This window comes from Streptomyces sp. NPDC127119 (assembly GCF_042677425.1).
GTDB lineage: Bacteria > Actinomycetota > Actinomycetes > Streptomycetales > Streptomycetaceae > Streptomyces.
Genome location: NZ_JBHXTO010000160.1, coordinates 1 through 21,101, shown reverse-complemented (window position 1 = coordinate 21,101; position 21,101 = coordinate 1). Strand labels below are relative to the sequence as shown.

18 protein-coding genes, 1 tRNA gene and 1 pseudogene are annotated in these 21,101 nt (G+C 71.7%); 9 read left to right on the top strand and 11 right to left on the bottom strand.

Annotated features, from left to right (window positions below; all coding sequences use genetic code 11):
- Positions 1 to 177 precede the first annotated feature (177 nt).
- From ACFVH5_RS38400 to ACFVH5_RS38380, 5 genes are all read left to right on the top strand, one after another.
- Positions 178 to 312: a putative leader peptide gene (locus ACFVH5_RS38400; protein ID WP_385838329.1), complete on the top strand. Its 135-nt coding sequence runs from the start codon at positions 178 to 180 to the stop codon at positions 310 to 312.
- Positions 313 to 389: 77 nt separating this feature from the next.
- On the top strand, positions 390 to 1,646 hold the full coding sequence (locus tag ACFVH5_RS38395; RefSeq protein WP_385838328.1) for an LLM class flavin-dependent oxidoreductase: 1,257 nt from the start codon (positions 390 to 392) through the stop codon (positions 1,644 to 1,646).
- 19 nt (positions 1,647 to 1,665) lie between these two features.
- Positions 1,666 to 3,066, top strand: a complete 1,401-nt coding sequence (locus ACFVH5_RS38390; protein WP_385838327.1) for an NtaA/DmoA family FMN-dependent monooxygenase — start codon at positions 1,666 to 1,668, stop codon at positions 3,064 to 3,066.
- Positions 3,063 to 4,154, top strand: a complete 1,092-nt coding sequence (locus tag ACFVH5_RS38385) for an LLM class flavin-dependent oxidoreductase (protein WP_385838325.1) — start codon at positions 3,063 to 3,065, stop codon at positions 4,152 to 4,154. Before ACFVH5_RS38390 ends, ACFVH5_RS38385 begins: the two co-directional genes overlap by 4 nt.
- A 15-nt stretch (positions 4,155 to 4,169) precedes the next feature.
- On the top strand, positions 4,170 to 5,297 hold the full coding sequence (locus ACFVH5_RS38380) for an LLM class flavin-dependent oxidoreductase (protein ID WP_385838324.1): 1,128 nt from the start codon (positions 4,170 to 4,172) through the stop codon (positions 5,295 to 5,297).
- A 113-nt stretch (positions 5,298 to 5,410) separates the two neighbouring features.
- Here ACFVH5_RS38380 and ACFVH5_RS38375 read toward each other — a convergent pair.
- The 4 genes and pseudogenes from ACFVH5_RS38375 to ACFVH5_RS38360 form a co-directional block, all read right to left on the bottom strand.
- Positions 5,411 to 6,448: pseudogene (locus ACFVH5_RS38375) on the bottom strand (RNA polymerase sigma factor); the annotation flags it as partial.
- A gap of 303 nt (positions 6,449 to 6,751) precedes the next feature.
- Positions 6,752 to 7,678, bottom strand: a complete 927-nt coding sequence (locus ACFVH5_RS38370; protein ID WP_385838323.1) for a diacylglycerol/lipid kinase family protein — start codon at positions 7,676 to 7,678, stop codon at positions 6,752 to 6,754.
- A gap of 94 nt (positions 7,679 to 7,772) precedes the next feature.
- Positions 7,773 to 7,862: transfer RNA gene (locus tag ACFVH5_RS38365), tRNA-Arg, on the bottom strand.
- 104 nt (positions 7,863 to 7,966) lie between these two features.
- The gene (locus tag ACFVH5_RS38360) at positions 7,967 to 8,605 is read right to left on the bottom strand and encodes a TetR/AcrR family transcriptional regulator (protein ID WP_384807339.1); all 639 of its coding nucleotides are present in this window, start codon (positions 8,603 to 8,605) and stop codon (positions 7,967 to 7,969) included.
- A gap of 122 nt (positions 8,606 to 8,727) precedes the next feature.
- On the opposite strand from ACFVH5_RS38360, the gene ACFVH5_RS38355 reads away from it, so the two are divergent.
- Genes ACFVH5_RS38355 through ACFVH5_RS38345 form a run of 3 tightly spaced genes read left to right on the top strand, consistent with a single transcriptional unit; the run spans position 8,728 to position 13,050 of the window.
- A complete protein-coding gene (locus ACFVH5_RS38355) occupies positions 8,728 to 10,365 on the top strand; it encodes an MFS transporter (protein WP_385838322.1) in 1,638 nt (545 codons plus the stop codon).
- Positions 10,362 to 12,290 (top strand): MmgE/PrpD family protein, encoded by a 1,929-nt coding sequence (locus tag ACFVH5_RS38350; protein ID WP_385838321.1) that lies wholly within the window; start codon positions 10,362 to 10,364, stop codon positions 12,288 to 12,290. The genes ACFVH5_RS38355 and ACFVH5_RS38350 overlap by 4 nt, the downstream gene beginning before the upstream one ends.
- A gap of 34 nt (positions 12,291 to 12,324) precedes the next feature.
- Positions 12,325 to 13,050: a hypothetical protein gene (locus ACFVH5_RS38345; RefSeq protein ID WP_385838320.1), complete on the top strand. Its 726-nt coding sequence runs from the start codon at positions 12,325 to 12,327 to the stop codon at positions 13,048 to 13,050.
- 66 nt (positions 13,051 to 13,116) lie between these two features.
- Here ACFVH5_RS38345 and ACFVH5_RS38340 read toward each other — a convergent pair whose 3' ends face one another.
- From ACFVH5_RS38340 to ACFVH5_RS38310, 7 genes are all read right to left on the bottom strand, one after another.
- Positions 13,117 to 14,082, bottom strand: a complete 966-nt coding sequence (locus tag ACFVH5_RS38340; RefSeq protein WP_384807331.1) for a VlmB-like protein — start codon at positions 14,080 to 14,082, stop codon at positions 13,117 to 13,119.
- Complete coding sequence (locus ACFVH5_RS38335; protein WP_385838319.1) at positions 14,079 to 14,543, bottom strand: flavin reductase family protein; 465 nt, start codon at positions 14,541 to 14,543, stop codon at positions 14,079 to 14,081. The genes ACFVH5_RS38340 and ACFVH5_RS38335 overlap by 4 nt, the downstream gene beginning before the upstream one ends.
- Positions 14,544 to 14,577: 34 nt before the next feature.
- On the bottom strand, positions 14,578 to 15,126 hold the full coding sequence (locus ACFVH5_RS38330) for a hypothetical protein (protein ID WP_385838318.1): 549 nt from the start codon (positions 15,124 to 15,126) through the stop codon (positions 14,578 to 14,580).
- Positions 15,126 to 15,605 carry a type II toxin-antitoxin system RatA family toxin gene (locus ACFVH5_RS38325; RefSeq protein WP_385838317.1) on the bottom strand — a complete coding sequence of 160 codons (480 nt, stop codon included), beginning with the start codon at positions 15,603 to 15,605 and terminating at the stop codon, positions 15,126 to 15,128. Before ACFVH5_RS38325 ends, ACFVH5_RS38330 begins: the two co-directional genes overlap by 1 nt.
- Positions 15,606 to 15,614: 9 nt before the next feature.
- Positions 15,615 to 16,874, bottom strand: coding sequence for an aspartate aminotransferase family protein (locus ACFVH5_RS38320; protein ID WP_385838316.1), 1,260 nt, complete (start codon positions 16,872 to 16,874; stop codon positions 15,615 to 15,617).
- Between the two features lie 13 nt (positions 16,875 to 16,887).
- Complete coding sequence (locus ACFVH5_RS38315) at positions 16,888 to 18,042, bottom strand: acyl-CoA dehydrogenase family protein (RefSeq protein ID WP_385838315.1); 1,155 nt, start codon at positions 18,040 to 18,042, stop codon at positions 16,888 to 16,890.
- 86 nt (positions 18,043 to 18,128) lie between these two features.
- Positions 18,129 to 19,772, bottom strand: a complete 1,644-nt coding sequence (locus ACFVH5_RS38310) for an aldehyde dehydrogenase family protein (protein WP_385838313.1) — start codon at positions 19,770 to 19,772, stop codon at positions 18,129 to 18,131.
- 182 nt (positions 19,773 to 19,954) lie between these two features.
- Here ACFVH5_RS38310 and ACFVH5_RS38305 point away from each other — a divergent pair, with 182 nt between their 5' ends.
- Entirely contained in the window at positions 19,955 to 20,953 is a 999-nt protein-coding gene (locus tag ACFVH5_RS38305; RefSeq protein ID WP_385838312.1) for a bifunctional lysylphosphatidylglycerol flippase/synthetase MprF, read from the top strand.
- The last annotated feature ends 148 nt before the right edge of the window (positions 20,954 to 21,101 follow it).

The window sequence follows — 21,101 nt, the reverse complement described above, 5'->3', positions numbered from 1 at the left end:
CGCGCCCCTAGGGGGCGAGGGCGAAGCCCCGCCTTCAGGGGCGCGGGGAACTGCGCGCTCAGCCCCCACCGGCCCGCACACGACAACGAACCGCCGAGATCAAATTCGTACTGCCGGAAGAAAAGGAACCGCCGTACTGTTGTCAGCGTCGACGAGGAGACGAGCCGCAGGACGGAGGTGACGCACGTGAGACGACCGCGCCCAACGCCTCGCCTCCGTGTCCCCAAGCTCACCCCGCGCCGCCGCGTACGCCTGTACTCGCGGCAGCACATCGACCTGTTGCGCGTCGCCGGCGCACTCTGTCGTCCCTGACCCGTACCTCCGCGGCCCCGCCCTCCGCGCGGTGAGGGCCGGCTTCCTCCACGGTCGATCAGGAAGGCACCTCCGTCGTGTCGTCAGTACCTTCTTCAGCCCTGCCCTCTTCCTCCGCCCTGCATCTAGCCGTCGCGCTCGACGGAGCCGGCTGGCATCCCGCCGCGTGGCGCGAACCGGTGGCCCGCCCCCGGGACCTGCTCACCGCCGGTTACTGGACGGACCTCGTCACCGAGGCCGAACGCGGTCTGCTCGACTTCGTGACGATCGAGGACGCCCTCGGTCTCCAGTCCTCGCACTTCACCGAGCCCGACGGCCGCACCGACCAGGTCCGCGGCCGGCTCGACGCCGTCCTCATCGCCGCCCGGGTGGCCCCGCTGACGAGCCACATTGGTCTGCTGCCGACCGTGGTGGCCACGCACACAGAGCCGTTCCACATATCGAAGGCCATCGCCACGCTGGACTATGTGAGCACCGGCCGTGGAGGCGTACGGATCCAGGTGTCGGCCCGCCGTAACGAAGCCGCGCACTTCGGCCGCCGTACGGTCCCGTCGTTCCGTATCGAGGACCTGGAGAGCCCCGCCGTACAGGAGTTGACGGTCGACCTCTTCGACGAGGCGGCCGACTACGTCGAAGCGGTGCGGCGGCTGTGGGACAGCTGGGAGGACGGCGCGGAGATCCGGGACGTCGCCACCGGCCGCTTCATCGACCGGGAGAAACTGCACTACATCGACTTCGAGGGCGCGCACTTCAGCGTCAAGGGACCCTCGATCACGCCCAGGCCCCCGCAGGGGCAGCCGCCCGTCGGGGCGCTCGCGCACGAGACCGTGACCGGTGCGCCGTTCCGGCTGCTGGGCCGCTCCGCCGACCTCGGGTTCGTCACCCCGCACGACACCGGGCAGGCCCGGGCGATCGTCGCCGCGGTGCGTGCCGAACAGGACGCGGCCGGGCGGGCCGGAGAGCCCCTGCACCTCTTCGGGGATCTGGTCGTCTTCCTGGACGAGGACCCCGCCGAGGCCGCGGCCCGCAAGGAGCGGCTCGACGCCCTCGCGGGTTACCCCTGCACGAGCGACGCCCGGATCTTCACCGGCTCACCGTCCCAACTGGCGGACCTGCTGCAGGAGTTGAGTGAGGCCGGACTGACCGGCTTCCGGCTGCGCCCCGCCGTCGCGGGACACGACCTCCCGGCGATCACCCGGGGTCTGGTCCCCGAACTCCAGCGCCGCGGCGTCTTCCGGCACGCGTACGAGGCCGACACCCTGCGCGGACTGCTCGGGCTCGAACGCCCGGCCAACCGCTACGCCGCAGCTGCCGACGCCGTCACCACCGCCTGAGCCGGAAGGACCCACGAACATGAGCGAGCCCCGCAAGCCCGTCAAGCAGATCCACCTCGCGGCCCACTTCCCCGGCGTCAACAACACCACCGTGTGGAGCGACCCCGAGGCGGGCAGCCACATCGAGTTCAGCTCCTTCGCGCACTTCGCGCGCACCGCCGAACGCGCCAAGTTCGACTTCCTGTTCCTCGCCGAGGGCCTGCGCCTGCGCGAACAGGGCGGCGAGATCTACGACTTGGACGTCGTCGGGCGCCCCGACACCTTCACGATCCTGTCCGCGCTGGCCGCCGTCACCGAACGCCTCGGCCTGACCGGCACCATCAACTCCACCTTCAACGAGCCCTACGAGGTGGCACGGCAGTTCGCGAGCCTCGACCACCTCTCCGACGGCCGCGCCGCCTGGAACGTCGTCACGTCCTGGGACGCCTTCACCGGCGAGAACTTCCGCCGCGGCGGTTTCCTCCCGCAGGACGAGCGCTACTCCCGGGCCAAGGAGTTCCTGGCCACCGCGAACGAGCTCTTCGACTCCTGGCACGGGGACGAGATCGTCGCCGACCCGGCGACCGGCACCTTCCTGAGCGACGCCAAGGCCGGAGCCTTCGTCCACCAGGGGCAGCACTTCGACATCGAGGGGCAGTTCAACGTCCCCGGCTCCCCGCAGGGCCGCCCGGTGATCTTCCAGGCCGGCGACTCCGAGGAGGGCCGCGAGTTCGCCGCCGCCGGAGCCGACGCGATCTTCAGCAGGTACGCCACCCTCAAGGAGGGCCAGGCCTTCTACACGGACGTCAAGGGCCGCCTGGCCCGCCACGGCCGGACCCCCGACCAGCTGCTCATCCTGCCCGCCGCGACCTTCGTCCTGGGCGACACGGACGCCGACGCCGCCGAACTGGCCCGCGAGGTGCGCCGGCAGCAGGTCAGCGGGGCGACCGCGCTCAAGCACCTGGAGTTCGTCTGGAACCGCGACCTGTCCGCGTACGACCCGGACGGGCCCCTGCCCGACATCGACCCCGACCTCGGTGAGCACACCCTCGCCCGCGGCCGGGCCCAGGTGCGCATGTACCGCGACCCGCTGGCCACCGCCCGTGAGTGGCGCGAGCTGGCCGCCGCCAACAAGTGGTCCATCCGCGACCTGGTCATCGAGACCGGCAACCGGCAGGCCTTCGTCGGCTCGGCCGAGACGGTCGCGCACACCATCAATGAGTTCGTGCAGGCCGACGCCAGCGACGGCTTCATCCTCGTCCCGCACATCACCCCCGGCGGCCTCGACGTCTTCGCCGACACGGTCGTCCCGCTGCTCCAGGAGCGCGGAGTCTTCCGCACGGAGTACGACGGCACGACCCTGCGCGACCACCTGGGTCTGTCCCGGCCCGCCGCCCGGTCCGGCTCCGGGGTTCAGGGCGAGCGGGCGGTCGCCTCGTGAAGTTCCTGGCGATCACCCTGATCGTGCACGCGCCGGACCCGGTCACCGGCATCCAGAAATCCACCGGCGACCGCTTCCGCGAGGTCCTCGACAACGCCCTGCTGGCCGAGGAGCTGGGCTTCGACGGCTTCGGCGTGGGGGAGCGGCACGAGCGCCCCTTCATCTCCTCCTCGCCGCCCGTCGTCCTCAGCCACATCGCCGCCCTCACCTCCCGCATCCGCCTGTTCACGGCCGTGACGACCCTGAGCCTCCTCGACCCGGTCCGCGCGTACGAGGACTACGCGACCCTGGACCACCTTTCCGGCGGGCGCCTCGAACTGATCATCGGCAAGGGCAACGGAGCCGCCCAGCGTGACCTGTTCCACGTCACGCCCGAGGACCAGTGGGACCGCAACGCCGAGAGTTACGAGGTGTTCCGCACGCTCTGGCGGCAGGACAAGGTGACCGCCGCGACCCGCTTCCGCCCGGAACTGGTGGACGCCGAGGTGTGGCCCAGACCGCTCCAGCAGCCCGTCCGCGTCTGGCACGGCAGCGCCACGAGCAGGGAGTCCGTCGATCTCGCCGCCCGCTACGGCGACCCGCTCTTCTCGGCGAACGTCTCCAACCCCATCGAGCCGTACGCCGAGTTGATCCGCTATTACCGCGAACGCTGGGAACACCACGGCCACGACCCGGCCCGTATCGCCGTCGGCGCGGGGACGGCCGGCTACTACGCGGCCCGTACGTCGCAGGAGGCGGTCAGCGCCTACCGGCCCGTCTTCGAGGGGCAGTTGGCGTTCCAGAAGCGGCTCGGTCTGGAACCGGTCTTCCCCACCCTGGAGGAATTCGTGGAGCGCAGTTCGGCTCTGATCGGCAGCCCGCAGCAGATCATCGAAAAAGTGCACCGCTACCACGAGCAGTTCGGCCACACCGTCCTCCATCTCCACGCGGACGCCGGTGGTCTGACGGACACTCAGCACCGCGATTCGCTCGCCCTCTTCCAGTCGGCCGTCGCCCCGGTGCTGCGCCGCGAGATCCCCGACCCGCCGTTCCCCTGGGGCCCGGTGCAGACCGGCCCCGCACCGGTACCCGTCGCCGCCGACCGCTGAGGAGCACCCGTACCCATGTCAGACATCCCCCTCGGCGTTCTCGACCTGGTCCCGGTGTCGTCCGGCTCCACCGCGGCGGAGGCGCTGCGCAACTCCATCGACCTGGCCCGGCGGGCCGAACAACTCGGCTACTCCCGCTACTGGTTCGCCGAACACCACCTCAACCCCGGGGTGGCCGGCACCTCCCCGGCGGTCGTGCTCGCGCTCACCGCGTCCGCGACCTCGTCGATCAGGCTCGGCTCCGGAGCCGTACAACTGGGCCACCGCACCGCCCTGTCCACGGTGGAGGAGTTCGGGCTGATCGACGCGCTGCATCCCGGGCGCCTCGACCTGGGTCTCGGCCGGTCCGGCGGCCGGCCGCCCGGCGGACCCGTCGAGCCGCTGCCGGACGCGACCCCCGTCGTGGAAGGACGGGCCCCCAACGGCCTGTTGATCCCACCGAAGTTCTCCTTCGCGCACCTGCTCGGCTCACCCCGTGTGGCCCTCCAGCTGAAACTGCTCAAGCAGCCGAACGCCGAATCCCAGGAGTACGGCGAGCAGATCGACGACATCCTCGCGCTGCTGGCCGGCACCTACCGGTCGGCGGACGGCGTCGAGGCCCATGTCGTCCCGGGTGAGGGCGCCGACGTCCAGGTGTGGATCCTGGGCAGCAGCGGGGGCGAGAGCGCCGAGGTCGCGGGCCGGGGCGGACTGCGGTTCGCGGCGAACTACCACGTCAGCCCCGGGACCGTACTGGAGGCGGTGGAGGCCTACCGGGCCGCGTTCCAGCCCTCCGACGTGCTCGACAAGCCGTATGTGAGCGTCTCGGCCGACGTCGTGGTCGCCGGGGACGACGAGAGCGCCCGTGAACTGGCCGCCGGTTACGGTCCCTGGGTCCGCAGCATCCGCACGGCCGAGGGCGCGATCCCCTTCCCCACTCCCGACGAGGCCCGCGCCCATGTCTGGACCGAAGAGGACCGGGCGCTGGTCCGGGACCGTGTCGACACCCAGTTCGTCGGCTCACCGAGCCGGGTCGCGAGCCAACTGGAACAGCTGGGGGAGGCCACCGGCGCCGACGAGCTGCTGATCACCACCATCACCCACGACCACGCCGACCGCGTCCGCTCGTACGAGCTGCTGGCGGAGGAGTGGCGACGGAGGTGACAGGGGTGACGGGGCCGAGGTGACAGGCGCACGGCTCGCTCGCGGCGGGGCTTTCCGCTCCTCCGCGGGCGGGCGGCCGGGCGAGGGGCCGGGCGGGGCTCAGCCCAGGCTGCTCAGCCCAGGCCCACGTAGTCCTGCAACGCCTGCGAGCGGGAGGGGTGGCGGAGCTTCGACATCGTCTTGGACTCGATCTGCCGGATGCGCTCCCGCGTGACCCCGTAGACCTGGCCTATCTCCTCCAGGGTCTTCGCCTGGCCGTCCAGCAGCCCGTAACGGAGGGTGATGATGCCTGCCTCGCGCGGACTCATCGCGGCGAGGACGGTCTGGATGGTGTCCCTGAGGAGACGGAACGACACCGCGTCGAAGGGGGAGACGCTTTCGCTGTCCTCGATCACATCGCCGAGTTCCGTGCCGCCCTCCTCGCCCAGTGGCATATGCAGCGAAACGGGTTCCTTGATGTAGGTGTCGAGTTCCACGATCTTCGAAACGGGTAGATCCAATTTCTCCGCGAGCTGCTCCACCGTGGGCTCGACGCCCAGTTCCTGCAGCAATTCCCGACGAAGTCTGGCCACTTTGTTGATCGCTTCCACCGCGTGGACCGGAATGCGGATGGTGCGGCTCTGATCGGCCAGGGCCCGGGAAATCGCCTGCCGGATCCACCAGGTCGCGTAGGTCGAGAACTTGAATCCCTTGACGTAGTCGAACTTCTCGACGGCCCGGATCAGCCCCGTGTTGCCCTCCTGGATCAGGTCCAGGAAGTTGAGCCCGCGGCGCGTGTAGCGCTTGGCTATGGACACGACCAGCCGGAGGTTCGCCTCGGTGAGGTGCGACTTCGCCCGCAGCCCGTCCTCCGCGACGGCGGTCAGCTCCCGTCGGAACAAGGGGTCGAGACCGCGCTCCTCGTCGAGCTTGCGCTGGGCGAACAGGCCTGCCTCGATCCGTCTGGCGAGGTCCACCTCCTGCGCGGCGGTGAGCAGCCGGACGCGGCTGATCACCTTCAGATAGTCGCGCACCTGGTCGACGGAGGCACCGTCGGACGTGAGTACGGGTTCGGGGGCGTCGGACTCGTCGTCCGGAGCCGCCGCAAGGGCCTGCTGCTCCTGGTGGTCTGTCTCCATCGCGCTCAGCATCTCTTCCCGGGCCTCAGTCCCCGCGCACACTCAAGCAATGTCAACCCACGTGAACCAGGACCTCTGGGCCCTCGTAAACCCCGCATTCTCGTCATTCCACTTTCCGCTCATAAAGGTACACCCGCCTGAGCGGTCGGAGACGGCCAAGAATTAGTGCAAAATGCGGGTGAGAAGTATCACGTGATCTGCATGGTTGATTTTCGAGGCGTTCCGCGTACTACTACTCGGTCTCCGCCACCGGCCCGCAGGAGGAGAGCGGCATCTCGGGGTGGGTGGCGGTGACCGCCCGCGGCAGTGGTCCTGGGAGAGCGGACGGCCCCGTTCTCACGCCGCCTCTGCGGGCGCCAGGACCCGCAGGGCCCGGGGTGCGACGTCCAGCGTGTACCGCGTGGCGTCGCCGGAGCGGACCAGGTCGCCGTCGTACTCGAAGAGCAGCGGGCGGCCGTCGGTACGTTCCAGGACGACCCGGCGGCCACGGGCGTAGACCACGCCCTCGCGGCCCACATGCCGTCCTTCACGTGCGAGTTGCAGCAGTTCGGGGGTGGGCAGGGCGGTCCCCGCGACACAGACGTCGAGGAGGCCGTCGTCCAGGACGGAGTGCGGGCAGGCCATGAAACGGCCGGCCCGGTAGCGCCCGCCGCCCACGTTGGCGCAGACCGTGTCGCCGGAGTGGACCTCGGCACCGTCCACGGTCACCCGGCCGGGATAGGGCGGGAACCCGGTCTGCAGGGCGTCGAGCAGTGCCTTCTCGTAGCGTTCACGGCCGCGTGCCGCGCTCCCGCGGGCGCGTTCCGGGTCGAGCGTCCGGGCCGCGAGTCCGGTCGAGGCACCCAGCAGCGCTAGACCGCGGGTCTCCGCCACTCGGATCAGGTCCACCTGCCGGACGTGGGGCGCGGCCAGGGCGGTCTCCAGGACCGACTGCCAGGGGCGGTCCGACCACAGTTCCCGGTAGAGGGAGTTGCCGCTGCCGCCGGGCAGGACCAGCAGGGCCGGGTGCTCGGGGGAGTCGGCCAGGCCGGTCGTCAGCTCGTGCGCGGTGCCGTCGCCGCCGATGGACACCAGTACGTCGGGGCCGCCCGGACCGGTGGCCGCCCTGGCGAGTGCGCGGGCGTGGCCGGGGTGCCGCGTCAGGATCAGATCGACGGCAGGACCGGCCTCCCAGACCAGCCGCAGTGCCTCGGCGGTGGTGTCGGCCGAGTACGACCCGGCAGCCGGATTGGCCACGATCAGCACGGACTTGGGGACGCTCATCGGCGGACACTCCGATGCGATCGACGGCGGCGTGACGACAGCAGAGACAGCAGGGACAGCAGACAACGGGCAGCAGGGGCAGCAGGGACTGTCCTGGCGGAGAGGGCAGGATTCGAACCTGCGTGGGCTTGCACCCGAACCGGCCGAAGCCGGTACCCCGTTGGGCCGCTGCGGGCACCTCTCCCGGTGGAAGCTCGTGCATCGTGGGGAACCTGTAACGAGTCCGATGCTGCCGCAGACCGCTGAGACGCCGCTGAGACGCCGCTGAGATCGGCCATCCGTCCGCGGTCAGGGGGCGGCGGGCGCCGGTTCCGAAGGCACGGGCGGCCCGCCGAGACCGCGATGCGTCAGTTCCCGTACCGCTGTCACGACCGCTTCCGGGTCGATGTCCTCACCGCGGCTGATCATGTCGTCGAGCAGGCCGTCCGCCGCGTAGAACAGCATCCGGCACACCAGCCGGATGTCGCAGGCCTCGAACGCCCCCGCCCGCGCGCCGCGTTCGACGAAGTCGCCGACCAGGTCCACCACCCGCCGGTTAGAACTCCGGCACAGATCGAGGGCCTTGGCGTTCGCCGAGCCGTAGACGATCCGGTGCAGTTCCGCGTTCGCCACGGCGTGCTCCACGAGGGCGCGCAGCAGCCGGTCCAGGGTCGGCCACCAGTCCTCGCTCTCCTCCAGGCGCTCCCGGGTGGCCTGCAGGAATCCGTCGACGTACTCCTCCCATATCGCGCCCAGCAGCTGGTCCTTGGAGTCGAAGTACAGATAGAAGGTGCCCTTGGCGACCTCGCCCGCCTCCGCCAGCTCCGCGACCGTCGCCGCCTCGAAGCCCTTCTCCCGGAAGACCTTCGCCGCACCCCGCACCAGCGCGGCCCTGCGGTCCTCGGGACTCTTGGTGACCCGTTTGCGTCGTGTGCCCGGCGGTGCCATCAGTTCGCCTTTTCTGTAAGGGAGTCGACTGACCGACGGTCATTCCTCGTTGACTGACTGACCGTCGGTCATTTACCTTCTCACGCAAGCCACGCTCCGGCCCCTCACGGTGAGGACCCGCAATGAGCGACGCACCACGCGCCACCGGTGCACGGACCGCGCAGCAGCGGGCCACGCACCGGCCGACCACGCGCCATCCGAAGGGCCTGCTCCTGTCCTTCGTCTGTTTCGGCGTGTTCATGGTCTACCTCGACGCCACGATCGTGAACGTGGCGCTGCCGGAGATCCAGCGCGACCTCGACGCCGACCTGGCCGGACTCCAGTGGGTGGTCGACGCGTACGCCCTGGCCTTCGCCTGTCTGCTGCTCACCTCCGGGACCGTCGGCGACATCGTCGGCCGCAAACGGCTGTTCCTCGGCGGACTGGTCGGCTTCACCCTCAGCTCGGTCCTGTGCGCGCTGGCCGGCTCGACGGAAACCCTGCTGCTCGGCCGGGCGCTGCAGGGCGTGTGCGGGTCCATCATGATCCCGGTGTCGCTCGCGCTGGTCTCGGCGACCTACACCGAACCGGCCGCCCGCGCCAAGGCCATCGGCATCTGGGCCGGCATCGGCGGACTCGCCCTGTCCGCCGGGCCGTTGGTGGGCGGAGTGCTCGTCGACACCGTCGGCTGGCAGTCCATCTTCTGGGTCAACGTACCCATCGGGGTGCTCGCCACCGCCGTACTGGCCCGGCTGCTGACCGAGAACCGCGGACCGCGCGCCCGGCGTCTGGACATCGTGGGCCAGCTGCTGTTCGTCGTCGCGATCGCCTCACTGGCGTACGCGCTCATCGAGGGCAACAGCGAGGGCTGGGCCTCCGCTCCCATCGTCGGCGCGTTCGCCGCCTCGGGAGCGGCACTCGCGGCCTTCGTGGTGTGGGAACTGCGGCAGACCGAGCCCATGCTGCCGCTGAAGCTGTTCCGCAAACCGGTCGTGGCGGTCGCGGGAATCGTCAACTTCCTGAGTCTCTTCGGCCTGTTCGCGGCGATCTTCCTGCTCACCCTCCATCTGCAGAGTGTCCAGGGACTCAGCAGCATCGAGACGGGCGTACGGTTCCTGGCGCTGACCGTGCCCATCATGATCGCCTCGTTCGCGGCGAGCGTCGTCGCCGCCAGGACCGGACCGCGTGCCCCCATCGTGGGCGGCTCGCTCCTCTCGGCGGCCGGGCTGTACGGCCTCACCGTGCTCGACGCCGACAGCGGCTTCGGCGCCTACTGGTGGGCGCTGGCCCTCCTCGGCATCGGCGTCTCCTTCACCGGCGCGCCCGCGACCGTCGCCCTCCTCGGGGCCGTACCGCCCGAGCAGGCCGGCACCGCGTCCGGCGTCTCCAACACGTTCCGCCAGGTCGGCGCGGTCTTCGGGGTGGCGCTCGCGGGGGCGCTGCTGCTGCGCCACCTGCGGGACGCGCTGCCCGGCGCGCTCGCCGCGGTACCCATGCCGCAGGACGCCCGCGACCGTGCGTACGCGCTGCTCGGCGACGGTGACCTGTCCCGCACCGACGCCCTGCCGCCCGCGCTGCGGGAGCCGGTCCTCGACGCGGTGGGCCCCGTCTTCGTCGACGGCATGCACCTCGTGATGCAGGTCGCGGCGGCCGGCACGCTCGTCGGCGGGCTCTGCGCACTGCTGCTCCTCGGGCGCGGCACGGGGCGGGTCGCCGCTGACGCCCCGGCCGCGTCCGAGGCCGCCGAACCCGCCGGGGCGACGACGGGACCCGTCCGGTGACCTTGGCACCGGCCGACGCCTCCGGCGGCCGTACCCTGATCCGGCGACTCGCCGACTGGGCGAGCGACCTGGAACTCGACGACACCCCCGGCCGCGTCGTCGCCCACCTCAGGAGCCAGCTCCTCAGCCAGCTCGCCGCCGCCCGCACCGGATACGCGCATCCGCTCGGCAGGCGGATCGCCCGGGCGTACGGCGGCCCGCTCCAGCCCGATCCCGCGCGCGCGGCCGTCTCCCTGGCGATGGCCGCGATCTGCCTGGACCACGACGACACGGCGTACGCGGGACACCTCTCGCACTCCTGTGTCACCGTGCCCGTGGTGTACGCGCGCCAACTGCGGCTCGACGGACGCCAGTTGCTCACCGCGATCCTGGCCGCCGACGAGTGCGCCGCCCGGGTCACGGCCGCCGCCACCCTCGGCCCCTTCCGCGGGCAGGCCGCCGCGCACACCCACCTCGCGGGCACGGTCGCCGCCCGGCTCAGAGCCCTCGACGCACCCGCCCGCGCCTGGGTGAACGGGCTCGGCCTGGCCTTCTCCGTACCCCCGTGGACCCTCACCCCCGGCTTCCTGTCCACCGACGCCAAGGGGTTCGCCGCGGCGGCGCCGATCCAGACCGGCCTCGCCGCCTGCGACGGCGCCCTGGCCGGACTGCGCGGACCCGCGGACGTACTGGAACACCCGGAAGGGTTCCTGCGCCGGTACGCGGACGTGCCGCTGCCCGAGGAGGCGGTCGCCGGTCTCGGCACGCTCTGGCACACCGAGACGCTCTCCTACAAGGTCCACCCGGGCAGCGCCTACATCGGCGCCGCCGTCGACTGCGCGGTCGACTGCGCGGCGGAGCTGCGGGCGGCCGGGGCCGCCCCCGACGACATCGCGGAGGTCGTCGTCGCGGGGTCCCTCCTCACCAGCGGACTCGACCGGGCCTCCCGGGCACGGCACATCGGCCCGAACGCGAGCGTCGCCGCACTCAACTTCTCCCTGCCCTACAACGTGGCCACAGCCCTCCTCACCGGCACCCTCGGCCCCGTGGACCTGATGCCTCCCGCCGTCGAACGCCCCGAACGCTGGAAACTCGCGGCGAAGGTACGCACCGTCCACGACCCGCTGCTCAGCCGCGCCGCGCTCCTGTCGACCGCACCCCTGGGCCAGGCCCTGCGGCGCGCGGGCGAACACGCCGACGCCTGGGTGCGCGCGGCCGACGAGCGTGCCGCCGACCTGCTGCCCCCGTCCTGGCTGGCCCCCGAGACCGACTTCCGCTTCGCGACCAAACGCCTGGGCGCACGCGTGACCGTACGACTGCACGACGGGCGCGAGCTGACCGCCCACCGGGCGCAGGCTCTCGGAGCCGTGGGCGGCGGGGACCACACGGCACCGGCCCGCGAGAAGTTCCTGCGCAGCGGTGGACATCCCGAAGTACCGGACATGGTGGCGGAGTTGACCGACCTCGACGCGAACGGGGTCGCACGGCTGATCTCCCTCGCGCTGTCCGGAGCGGCGGACGAGGCGCGGGCGGAGATCCTCCGGGGCGAACGGCGGCGCCCCAGACGGAGTCGGCGGACCAACTCGGTGGACACCCGTGCGTTGGAGGGGGCGTACGGGCGTCTGCTGGGGTCCGCCGACTCCGTCCCCGATCACGTACTGGCCGAACTCGCCCTGCAGGCAGAGGCGTTGGCGGCCTCAGGGGTTCTCTCCGAGGTGTCGGGGACGGCGGTCGACGCGCTCGTCGCCTCGGCGCCCCGGGACGTGCTCGTCGACCTCGTCCGCCGCAACGCCGCCCATCTGCTCGGGGTGCTCGACCGGATGCCCGCGGGCGACGCAGACCTCTGGTCACGGATCGTCGAGGAACTGCGTGACCACGTCGAGCGTGCGCGGAGGAGCCCGGAGGCAATCGCGGAGGAGAGCGTGGAGAGGGCTCATGACGGATGACCGGGAGGGCCATGGGGGAGGGCGGGGAGGGCCCATGACGGGCGACACGCACGCACCGCCCCGCACGCCTCCCACCGAGGACGACGACCCGCGCTGTCTGCGTCCCGGCGAGGCCGTCGCCGCCCTCGCGCCCGCGCCCTGGCGGCGGGTCGTGATCCTGGGGGAGCACGAGTCGCGCTTGGCGCGGGCCGCCGTCGTACCCGGCTACCGTCCGGTGAGCTGGAGCGACCGGGTGTCCGGCGCGCTCCGGGCGGCGCACCCCGATCTCGCCTGCCGTGCCGCGCGCGGCCGCAAGGACCTGTCACTGTTCGAGATGCGCTCCCGGCAGGTGCTGGACGCCCTCGTCTTCCGCGGCGACCTCGCGCTGATCTCGTGCGGCGGCCCCGAGCTGCGGCAGGCGACGTTCGACCTCGACTCCGTGGAGATCGAGCTCAGCCGCGTCCTGGACTCCCTGCGGAGCGCCACCTACCGCCATGCCGTCGTGATCAGCCCCTTCGACCGGTCCACGGCGGCCGGACCACCGGCGGACGCCGCCTCCGCCGCCCGAGCGGACGCCGTGCGCGAGCGTCAGCTCCGGCTGGTCCAGCGCATCGCCCTGGTGACGCTGCACCACGCGGCTCAGCACGTCGACCTGATGCGCCACCAGCGCGGACTCGATCCGCGGACCCTGTGGGCGCCGGGGCCGGGCCGGCTCAGCAGCAGAGGGCACGCGGTGGCCGCCGCGGCCGTGGTGCGTGCCCTCGCCCGCCGACAGCCCTGAGCCGGTGGCCGTCAGAGGGAGGCCGCCGGCCGGCGCTCGTGCAGCGCGGCTTCCGGGAGGTGTGCGTCAGACCGCCTCCGGGAGGCCCATGTACGCGAGCCGCCGGGACTGCATCTCCTCCGACCACCGCAGCGCCGTGCCGACCCGCTCCTCGACGGTCGTGTCCACCAGCCGCCGCCCCGGCCAGATCTCGTAGTCGCCGACCAGGTCGGCGTGCTTGTCCAGCCCCTCCTGGAACAGGGCCTCACGGCCCAGCACCATGTCGGTGACGGGCAGCTCGCTCCACAGCCGCCGCCCGCGGACGATGAGGTCCAGAATGCGCGGCCGGTCCTCGGGGTGGGCGAGCAGATGTTCGCGGGCCACGGAACTGCCGACCGTGAGATGGCGTATCTCGTCGATGCCCGCGCCCCGCTCGATGTCCGAGACCGCCGGGTCGAAGATCCGCCACTTGCGTTCGCTCAGCTCGGCGGCCGGCGCCAGCACCCCCTCGACGAGGATCGTCAGTACGACCACACCGCCGATGAAGTCGCCCTCGTCCCGCAGGACACGCAGACCCAGTTCCTCCAGCGGGGCGAGGACCGCGTCCCGGTCCGCCCCCGCGAGCCGCTCGACGTCGGCGGTGAGGTCCGTGACCCCCAGCGCGGTGAGGTGGTTGCGGAACACCATGGAGTGCCGGGCCTCGTCGATCAGCTGGGTGGCGTAGAACTCCATCGTCTCCAGGGACGGCGCCAGCGCGACCAGGTACGAGATGGCCCGGGTGGCCTTCTCCTCCGCGATCGAGCGGAAGGCCAGCTCCTGGGTGAGCGCCGCGTTCAGCGGGCCGGGCTCACGGGTGATGTCGAGCGGAGCGACGTCCGGCGCGTGTCCGGCGACCTGGCCGCGCAGGGTGCCCTGGGGCACCGCGCGCAGCCAGTACCCCAGATCGCAGGCGGCGGCGGTCAGTTCGAGGTTCATCGCGCCCTCGACGAGCGAGGGGGCGTTCTCCCAGTCGGCCTCGGCCGGAACGGCGGTCGTGCCGGTGCTGTCGGTCATGCTCTGCTCCTGTCGTGGGTGGCACTGGCGGGGAGGGTGTTCAGCAGGGGTGATCCGGTGCCGGCCCGGGAGGTCAGGACACGGGCCAGCACCAGTTCGTGGTCGCCGACCGGCACAGTCCGCTCGACCCGGCACGCCAGCCAGCCCACGGCGTCGCGCAGCAGCGGGGCGCCGCAGGCCGAGCGGCCGTCCCACAGGCCGGTGGCGTCCGGCAGGTCCCAGCCGTCCGTCCGGTCGGAACGGGCGAAGCGCCGGGCCAGCGGGGCCTGCCCGTCGGACAGGGCGCTGACCGCGAAACGGCCCGGGCCCAGCAGGGTCGCCAGCCCCCTGCTGCCCCGGCGCAGGGCCACGGACACCATGGGCGGGTGCAGCGAGGCGACGCACAGGGTGCTGACCGTGACGCCGTGGGCCCGTCCCGCCGGGCCGCACGTCAGGACGGCCACCCCGGCCACGGCCGCCACACCGCCGTGCCCTCGCTCAGGAGGCCCGTGCCGGTCATGTCGCCCTCGTGGCGGACCGGTCGGCGAGCCGCCGCTCCTGATCGGCGGTGTCCGCGGTGTCCGCGGTGTCCATGGCGTCCGTGGTGCCCATGGTGTCCGGGGACACCGCCGCGTACTCGGCGCGGAATCGCCCGTACGCCGGATGCGTCTCCGGTTCGAAGCGCAGCCCGAACGGTTTGAGGAAGTTCCCGAACAGCGCCCGGTCGCCGAAGAGATGGATCGCCAGCACCAGCAGCGCCCACTCCGCGCCGAACAGCCGGCTCCACGCCAGGGCCACCAGACCCTGGGTGACGAGGCTGTGCATCACGTTGTAGAGGACGTGGTACGTCCGCGGGATCCGCCTGCCCCTGGCGCGCCGGTGGGCGATCGCCCCCGGCAGGTAGCCGATCAGGTCGATGTACACGAACAGCGCGAGCGCCGGCAGCCATCGCACCTCGTCCAGGTGGGCCAGGAACAGCGCCGTGGCGACGACGAGACCGAGCCCGTACTCCAGCCGGATCAGCCGGTAGGTGACCGGCGTCTCGAAGAGGTTGTGCGCGTCCATCAGGCGGCCACCGCGGGTTCGGGCTCGCCGGCCTCCTCGGGGCCGACCACCGTCGCGCCGGGGAACAGGCCCGTCAGGACGGTCGCGATGGTCTCCTTGAGCACGCGCTCGGCCACCGGATCGAGGATGCCCGCCAGGCTGGGGATCCCGAAGTCGAACTCGGCGGCGAAGTCGATCAGACAGTCCGCGCCGACCCGCACTCGCCAGGTGCCGGTGAACTCCTCGAAGTCGCCGTGCAGTTGACGGAAGGCGATGGTCAGGTGCTCCTCGTCGAACCGGTCGGCCTCCGTCCAGCGCAGGATGCCGTTGCGGAAGTACACCGCCCAGTCACTGTGCTCCTCGCCGTCCGCCGCCTCACGAACCGTCACCGACCGTACGACCGGTGACAGTTCGGGATAGCGGGCGAAGTCCCGGACCCGCCGGTACACCTCGTCGGCGCCGACACCCCCGGTCCGTACCGTCAGTTGAGCGCTTCGCATGTCGTCACATCACCTTCCGTAGCGGGCCGACTGCGCACGGCAGGCCCGGTCGAGCGCTTCGTAGAGGAAGTCCAGGTCGCCGCGGGTCAGTACGGCGGGCGGCGTCAGCCGCAGGACCAGATGGGAGTTGAGCGAGTGGTTCGCCACGACCCCGTGCTCGATCAGCTCGATGAGGAGGTCGCCCGCGGGCCCCGGCTCGGCGAACTCCACGCCCAGCAGCAGCCCCCGGCCGCGCACCTCGCGCACGGCGCTCCCGTAGTGCGCCCGGACGATCCGCCCCAGCACGTTCAGGATCTCGCCGCCCAACACCCGGGCCCGGTCGACCAGTTCGTCCTCCTGGATCGCCGCGAGAGCCCCGCGTGCGGCGGCCATCGCGAGGGGCGCTCCGGAGAACGTCGAGGTGTGCAGATACGGGTCGCGGTCGAGCACCGAGAACGCCTCCCGCGTCGACAGCACCGCCGACACGGGTACGACCCCGCCGCTGAGCCCCTTGCCGACCAGCAGCAGATCGGGGCGGATGTCCTCGGAGTCGGCGCCCCACCAGCTGCCCAGACGGCCCATACCGGTCTGGATCTCGTCGAGGACGAGCAGTGCCCCGTGCTCCCGGCACAGCCGCTGCACCTCCCGCAGATAGCCGGGCGGCGGGATCACCACCCCGGCCTCGCCCTGCACCGGCTCGACGAACACGCACGCCTCGCCGGGCGCCGCCGCCAGTGCCTCTTCGAGCGGGGCGGTGTCCCCGTACGGCACATGCGTGATGTCGGGCAGCAGCGGCCTGAACGGGTTCTGGAAGACGTCCTTGCCGGTCAGACTCAGCGCTCCCATGGTCTTGCCGTGATAGCAGGACTCCATGGCGATCAGCCGGGTCCTGCCCTTCGTGCGGGCCACCTTGATCGCGGTCTCCACGGCCTCCGCCCCCGAGCCCGCGAAGTGGACGCGCTCCAGGCCCGGCGGGGCGACGGCCACGAGCGCGTCCGCGGCGAGGGCGGCCTGCGGCTCCAGGAAGAGCCGGGTCGCCACCGGGTGGGAGTGCAGCTGCTCGGTCACGTACCGCAGGACGGTGGGGTGCCGGGCGCCGGTCAGGAAGACGCCGTAGCCACCGCAGTTGAGGAACCTGCCGCCGTCGGCGGTGGTCACCCAGGCGCCCTCCGAGGCGACCTCCACATGGCCGCCGAACAGCTCGCCGAGGGTCGCCCGGCCCTTGCTCAGCCGGCTGCGGTACAGCCGGCCCAGCTCTTCGCGTGCGGTCGTCGCGGGTGCGACGGTCATGATGCCCCCCGCCTCACGCGAGCCGCAGCGGACTGCCCGCCACGTGCTCCAGATAGGGGGCGGCGAAGCTCGCCCGGGACGGCGGGTGGAAGCCGAGCCCGTGCGAGACGGCGGCGAGATACGCGACCTCGGACGAGGCGATGAAGGCCGTTCCGCCGAGCATTTCGACCGCCCGCCGCACCGCCTCACCCAGCGTGTCCTGCGCCGCGAACCGTGCCACGAGCGCCTTGCCGAGCGCCGCGTCGTCACTCTCACCGTCCCGCAGCATCCGGGCGACCCCCTCGAGAAGCAGGTTGGCCGTCTCCAGCCGCGTCACCAGGTCGGCACGGTCCGACGCACTGCGCTCCCGTACGAGGGCACGCTCGACCAGTGCGCCGGCCGCGCCCGAGTAGCTCGCGGAGATGAGCAGTTCGAACCAGAGGAAGCCGGTCGTCTGCAGTTCGTCGAGCCGGCCCGGTTCGGCGGCGGCCGTCCGCATGAGCAGCTGCTCGTCCACGAAGACGTCGGTCAGCCGGACCTCGTCGCTCTCCGCCCCGGCCAGCGCCCAGCTCTTCCAGAAGGGGTGCACGCCGATGCCCTCGGTGGCCCGGGGCAGGAGCATCACCGCGAGTTCCGTACCGTCACCGTCGTCACCGTCGTCGCCGTCCTTCGCGGGCAGCGCCACGCTCGCGGTCAGCAGGTCCATCGACGCGGACAGACTGCACGGCTTCTTGCTGCCGTTGACCAGATAGCCGCCGTCGACCGCCTTCGCCCGGACCGTCGGGGAGAGGATGCCCTGCCCCGGCCGCCCCTCGGCGAACCCGGAGGCCACCAACAGGCCCTGTTCCGCGATGCCTTCCAGCAGGGCCCACTCCATGCCGGAGCGCTGCACGCTGTCGGCGAGCGTGAACAGGGTGGCCACGGAGAAGTGGTGCATGGTCGTGGCGACCGCCAGGGACGGTGAGTGGGCGCCGACCGCGCGGACGACCGCGAGCGCCTGGAGCGGGTCGGCTCCACCGCCGTGATACCTGGTGGGGATCACCAGTCCGGGGCCCCCGCAGGCCCGGAAGTGGTCGAGCGCGGGGCTGCCCGGCGCCTCCAGTTCGGACAGCGGGATGTCGTCGAGCTTGTCGAGCAGGCCGGGGAGAAAGGCCTCACAGGTCTCCCGGGCGTGGTCCATCGAACGCATGGGTTCCTCGAACTGTCGTATGTACGGGTGTTCGTGAGAGTCCGTCAAGGTGCTTGTGCACCTGCGGTGTTGGTGCTTCGGCGGGATCAGGCCGCCGGACGGTCGCCGGTGCCGAAGACCGCGTCCCGGGGGCGGATACCGCCCGGGGAGACGCTGACGCCCTGGACATGCGTGGTGCGCAGGGCCGGGTAGTTGGCCTCGCCGAACACCCCGCCGGTCAGACCCGTACCGCCGTGCGAGGGCAGATAGGGCAGGAACCCGATGTGCGAGTCGTTGACCTTGAGCAGACCGCCTTCGGTGACGCGGTCGACGAAGCGGTCGACCACCTCGCGGTCGGCGGCCCACAGGGAGTTGCGCAGCCCGTAGCCGGTGCTGTTCACGAAGTCGATGAACCTCTCCAACATCCGCTCGTCGTCGTCCGGTTCGGCCACGATCACGGGCAGCAGCGGGAAGAACGTCTCCTGGCTGACGGCCGTCATGCGCCGGGCGTCCGTCAGTCCACGGACGAGGACGACGGTCGGCTCCAGGAAGATGCCCGCCGGGTCGCGCGTACCGTCGACGAGCATCGCGTGCCCGCCGCAGACCAGCTCGGCGCCCTGCAGCAGGGCGTCGTCCAGGCAGTCGAAGAACTTCTCGTTGCGCAGCACCGGTGTGAGCAGTACGTCCTCGTCGCCCGCGCGACCGGGCTTGACCAGCCGCGCCTGACGGACCAGTTCGGCCAGCAGCGGCTCGGCGATCTCCGGATGGACCACGACCTGGTTGGGGATCATGCACAGCTGGCCCGAGCCGAAGAACCCCTCGGTCAGCGCCTCGGCCGCCAACTCGACGTCGGCGTCCTTCCAGACCGTCACCACGTCGTTGCCGGCCAGCTCCAGGATCGGCTTCTTGCCCGCGGCCACGCACCGGTCCTGGAAGCGGATGCCCGCCTCGCTGCTGCCGAAGTACATGATGTCGTCGACCAGCGGGCTGTCCAGCCAGGAGTTCAGCAGGGGAGCGGGGTCGCCGCAGACCACCCCGAGCGTGCCGGGGGGAGCGCCCACCTCGTCCAGCACGGGGGCCACCAGCTCCTGCAGCGCGTACATCACCCCGAGCGGTCCGCTCCTCGGGGCACGTACGACCAGGGCGTTGCCCGCGAAGATGGCGTGCACCCCGAGCAGGGCGCTGGCCATCGGGGCGTTCTGCGGCGGGTTCAGACAGACCACACCGTCCGGCCTGCGGCGTACGGAGATCTCCCGTACGCCGTGCCGGAACTCCTGGTGCAACTGCGAGTGGTAGAAGCCGACGGACTCGGGACCCCAGCACTCCAGCATCCCGGAGACCTGCCAGCGGGCGAGCACCCGCGGATGCCCCTCCTGGACCAGGATCTCCTCGATCTCCTCGGCGCGTTCGCTGATCCGGCGGTGCAGCAGTGTGCACACCCGGTCGAGCCGGACCTCCAGCGGCACGGCGGCCCACTCGACGGCGGCCCGGGACGCGGCCTCCAGAGCCAGCCGCACCTCGTCCGGACCGGCCTTGGCGACCCGGCCGACGATCGAGGGCGGCAGTTCCCCGCCCGGGGCCTGGCCGCGTTCGAGGCGCCGCTTGAGCGTCAGGTTGGAGAAGGCGTCGTCGAGCAGCGCGGCGGCGTCGACCACGTACACCCAGTCGTCCCCCGGGACACTGCGCCCCCCGATGTACGAGCCGTAGCTCCGCGCGCCGGGTCCCAGCCGCACCTCATTCCCCTCACGCACTTCACGAGTCCTCGCCTGTATTCCGGTCACACCGGTCCCCCGATCGATATCCCGCTGATATTTCCCCAAGCTTCCAGCCGGTGCTGAGAAGGGTCTGACACCGGACTGAGACGGGCGTTTCAGGAGGATCGAAGGGCGGGGCGCAAGGGTGAGGAATTGATACGACGACAGGGGGACGGGATATGTCAACCACCAGGGAGACGGCGACATTCGACAGGGTTCTGTACGCGCTGGGTGAGTACGCGGAGAATTCCAGCGCGTTCCTCGCACTGAACACCGGGAACGAGTATTTCACGCGGCCCGGGAGCGCGGGAGTGGTCGTCTTCCGGCGTGCGGGCCGCTATCTGATCCAGTTCGGCGGCCCTTTCGCGGCCGAGGACGAGAAGCCCGAACTCCTCGCCGCGTTCCTGGAATTCGCCGCCGCACAGCGCCGGCGGGTCGTCGCCGTACAACTGCAGGGGGAGGACGTCGAACTGCACGCGCGTGCCGGGTTCACCGTGAACCAGATCGGCTGCGCCTACGCGCTGCCGCTGCCCGGCTTCACCCTCAAGGGCACCCGGTTCGTGAAGCTCCGCAACAAGATCTCGCGGGCCCGGCGGGCGGGACTAGAGGTCGACGAGGTGCCGCTCGACGAGGTCGCCGACGAACTGGCGGCCGTGGACCGGTCCTGGCTGCGCGCCAAGGGACGGCATGTGAAGGAGATCGAGTTCCTGGTCGGCCAGCTGGGCGGACCGGCGCAGGCCGAACGGCGGCTCTTCGTGGGGCGGATCGAGGGGAAGGTCGTCGCCTACATCTCGTACTCACCGGCGTACGGCCGGCACTCCGGGTGGCTGCACGATCTGACCCGGCGGGTGCCGTCGAGCACGCCCGGGGTCCTGGAAGCCGTCAACCTGCGGGCCATCGAGGTGTTCCGGAGCGAGGGCGCGCAGTGGCTGCACCTCGGGTTCACGCCCTTCACCGGGCTGTCCGAGGAGCACGAGACGGCTGCGGCCAGCGCGCTGACCGGCCGCTTTCTACGGTTCCTCGCCGACCACGGGGAGCACGTGTACCCGGCGGCGAGCCAACTGGCGTACAAGGAGAAATGGGCGCCCGGCCTGGTGCTCCCGCAGTACCTCGCCTTCCACGGGCGGGCCCGGGCGGGAGCGGTGTGGCGACTCCTGCGGGTGACGAAGTCGGTGTGACGCGGCCGGCGTGACCGTGGTGCGGGTGGCGGTGGTGGGGCGGGGGGGGGGGCCGGGGGGGGGCGCCGGCCCAAACCCCCCCCCCCGGGGGGTAGCACTCAGGTGGGCGGGGTGCCGCGGCGCGCCCACCCCGCAATCGCCCCCCCCC

Coding starts and splice junctions, on each gene's coding strand:
- ACFVH5_RS38390 (WP_385838327.1), top strand. CDS start 1,666: ATGAGCGAGCCCCGCAAGCCCGTCAAGCAGATCCACCTCGCGGCCCAC.
- ACFVH5_RS38380 (WP_385838324.1), top strand. CDS start 4,170: ATGTCAGACATCCCCCTCGGCGTTCTCGACCTGGTCCCGGTGTCGTCC.
- ACFVH5_RS38370 (WP_385838323.1), bottom strand. CDS start 7,678: ATGAGCGTCCCCAAGTCCGTGCTGATCGTGGCCAATCCGGCTGCCGGG.
- ACFVH5_RS38360 (WP_384807339.1), bottom strand. CDS start 8,605: ATGGCACCGCCGGGCACACGACGCAAACGGGTCACCAAGAGTCCCGAG.
- ACFVH5_RS38355 (WP_385838322.1), top strand. CDS start 8,728: ATGAGCGACGCACCACGCGCCACCGGTGCACGGACCGCGCAGCAGCGG.
- ACFVH5_RS38345 (WP_385838320.1), top strand. CDS start 12,325: ATGACGGGCGACACGCACGCACCGCCCCGCACGCCTCCCACCGAGGAC.
- ACFVH5_RS38340 (WP_384807331.1), bottom strand. CDS start 14,082: ATGACCGACAGCACCGGCACGACCGCCGTTCCGGCCGAGGCCGACTGG.
- ACFVH5_RS38330 (WP_385838318.1), bottom strand. CDS start 15,126: ATGGACGCGCACAACCTCTTCGAGACGCCGGTCACCTACCGGCTGATC.
- ACFVH5_RS38325 (WP_385838317.1), bottom strand. CDS start 15,605: ATGCGAAGCGCTCAACTGACGGTACGGACCGGGGGTGTCGGCGCCGAC.
- ACFVH5_RS38320 (WP_385838316.1), bottom strand. CDS start 16,874: ATGACCGTCGCACCCGCGACGACCGCACGCGAAGAGCTGGGCCGGCTG.
- ACFVH5_RS38315 (WP_385838315.1), bottom strand. CDS start 18,042: ATGCGTTCGATGGACCACGCCCGGGAGACCTGTGAGGCCTTTCTCCCC.
- ACFVH5_RS38305 (WP_385838312.1), top strand. CDS start 19,955: ATGTCAACCACCAGGGAGACGGCGACATTCGACAGGGTTCTGTACGCG.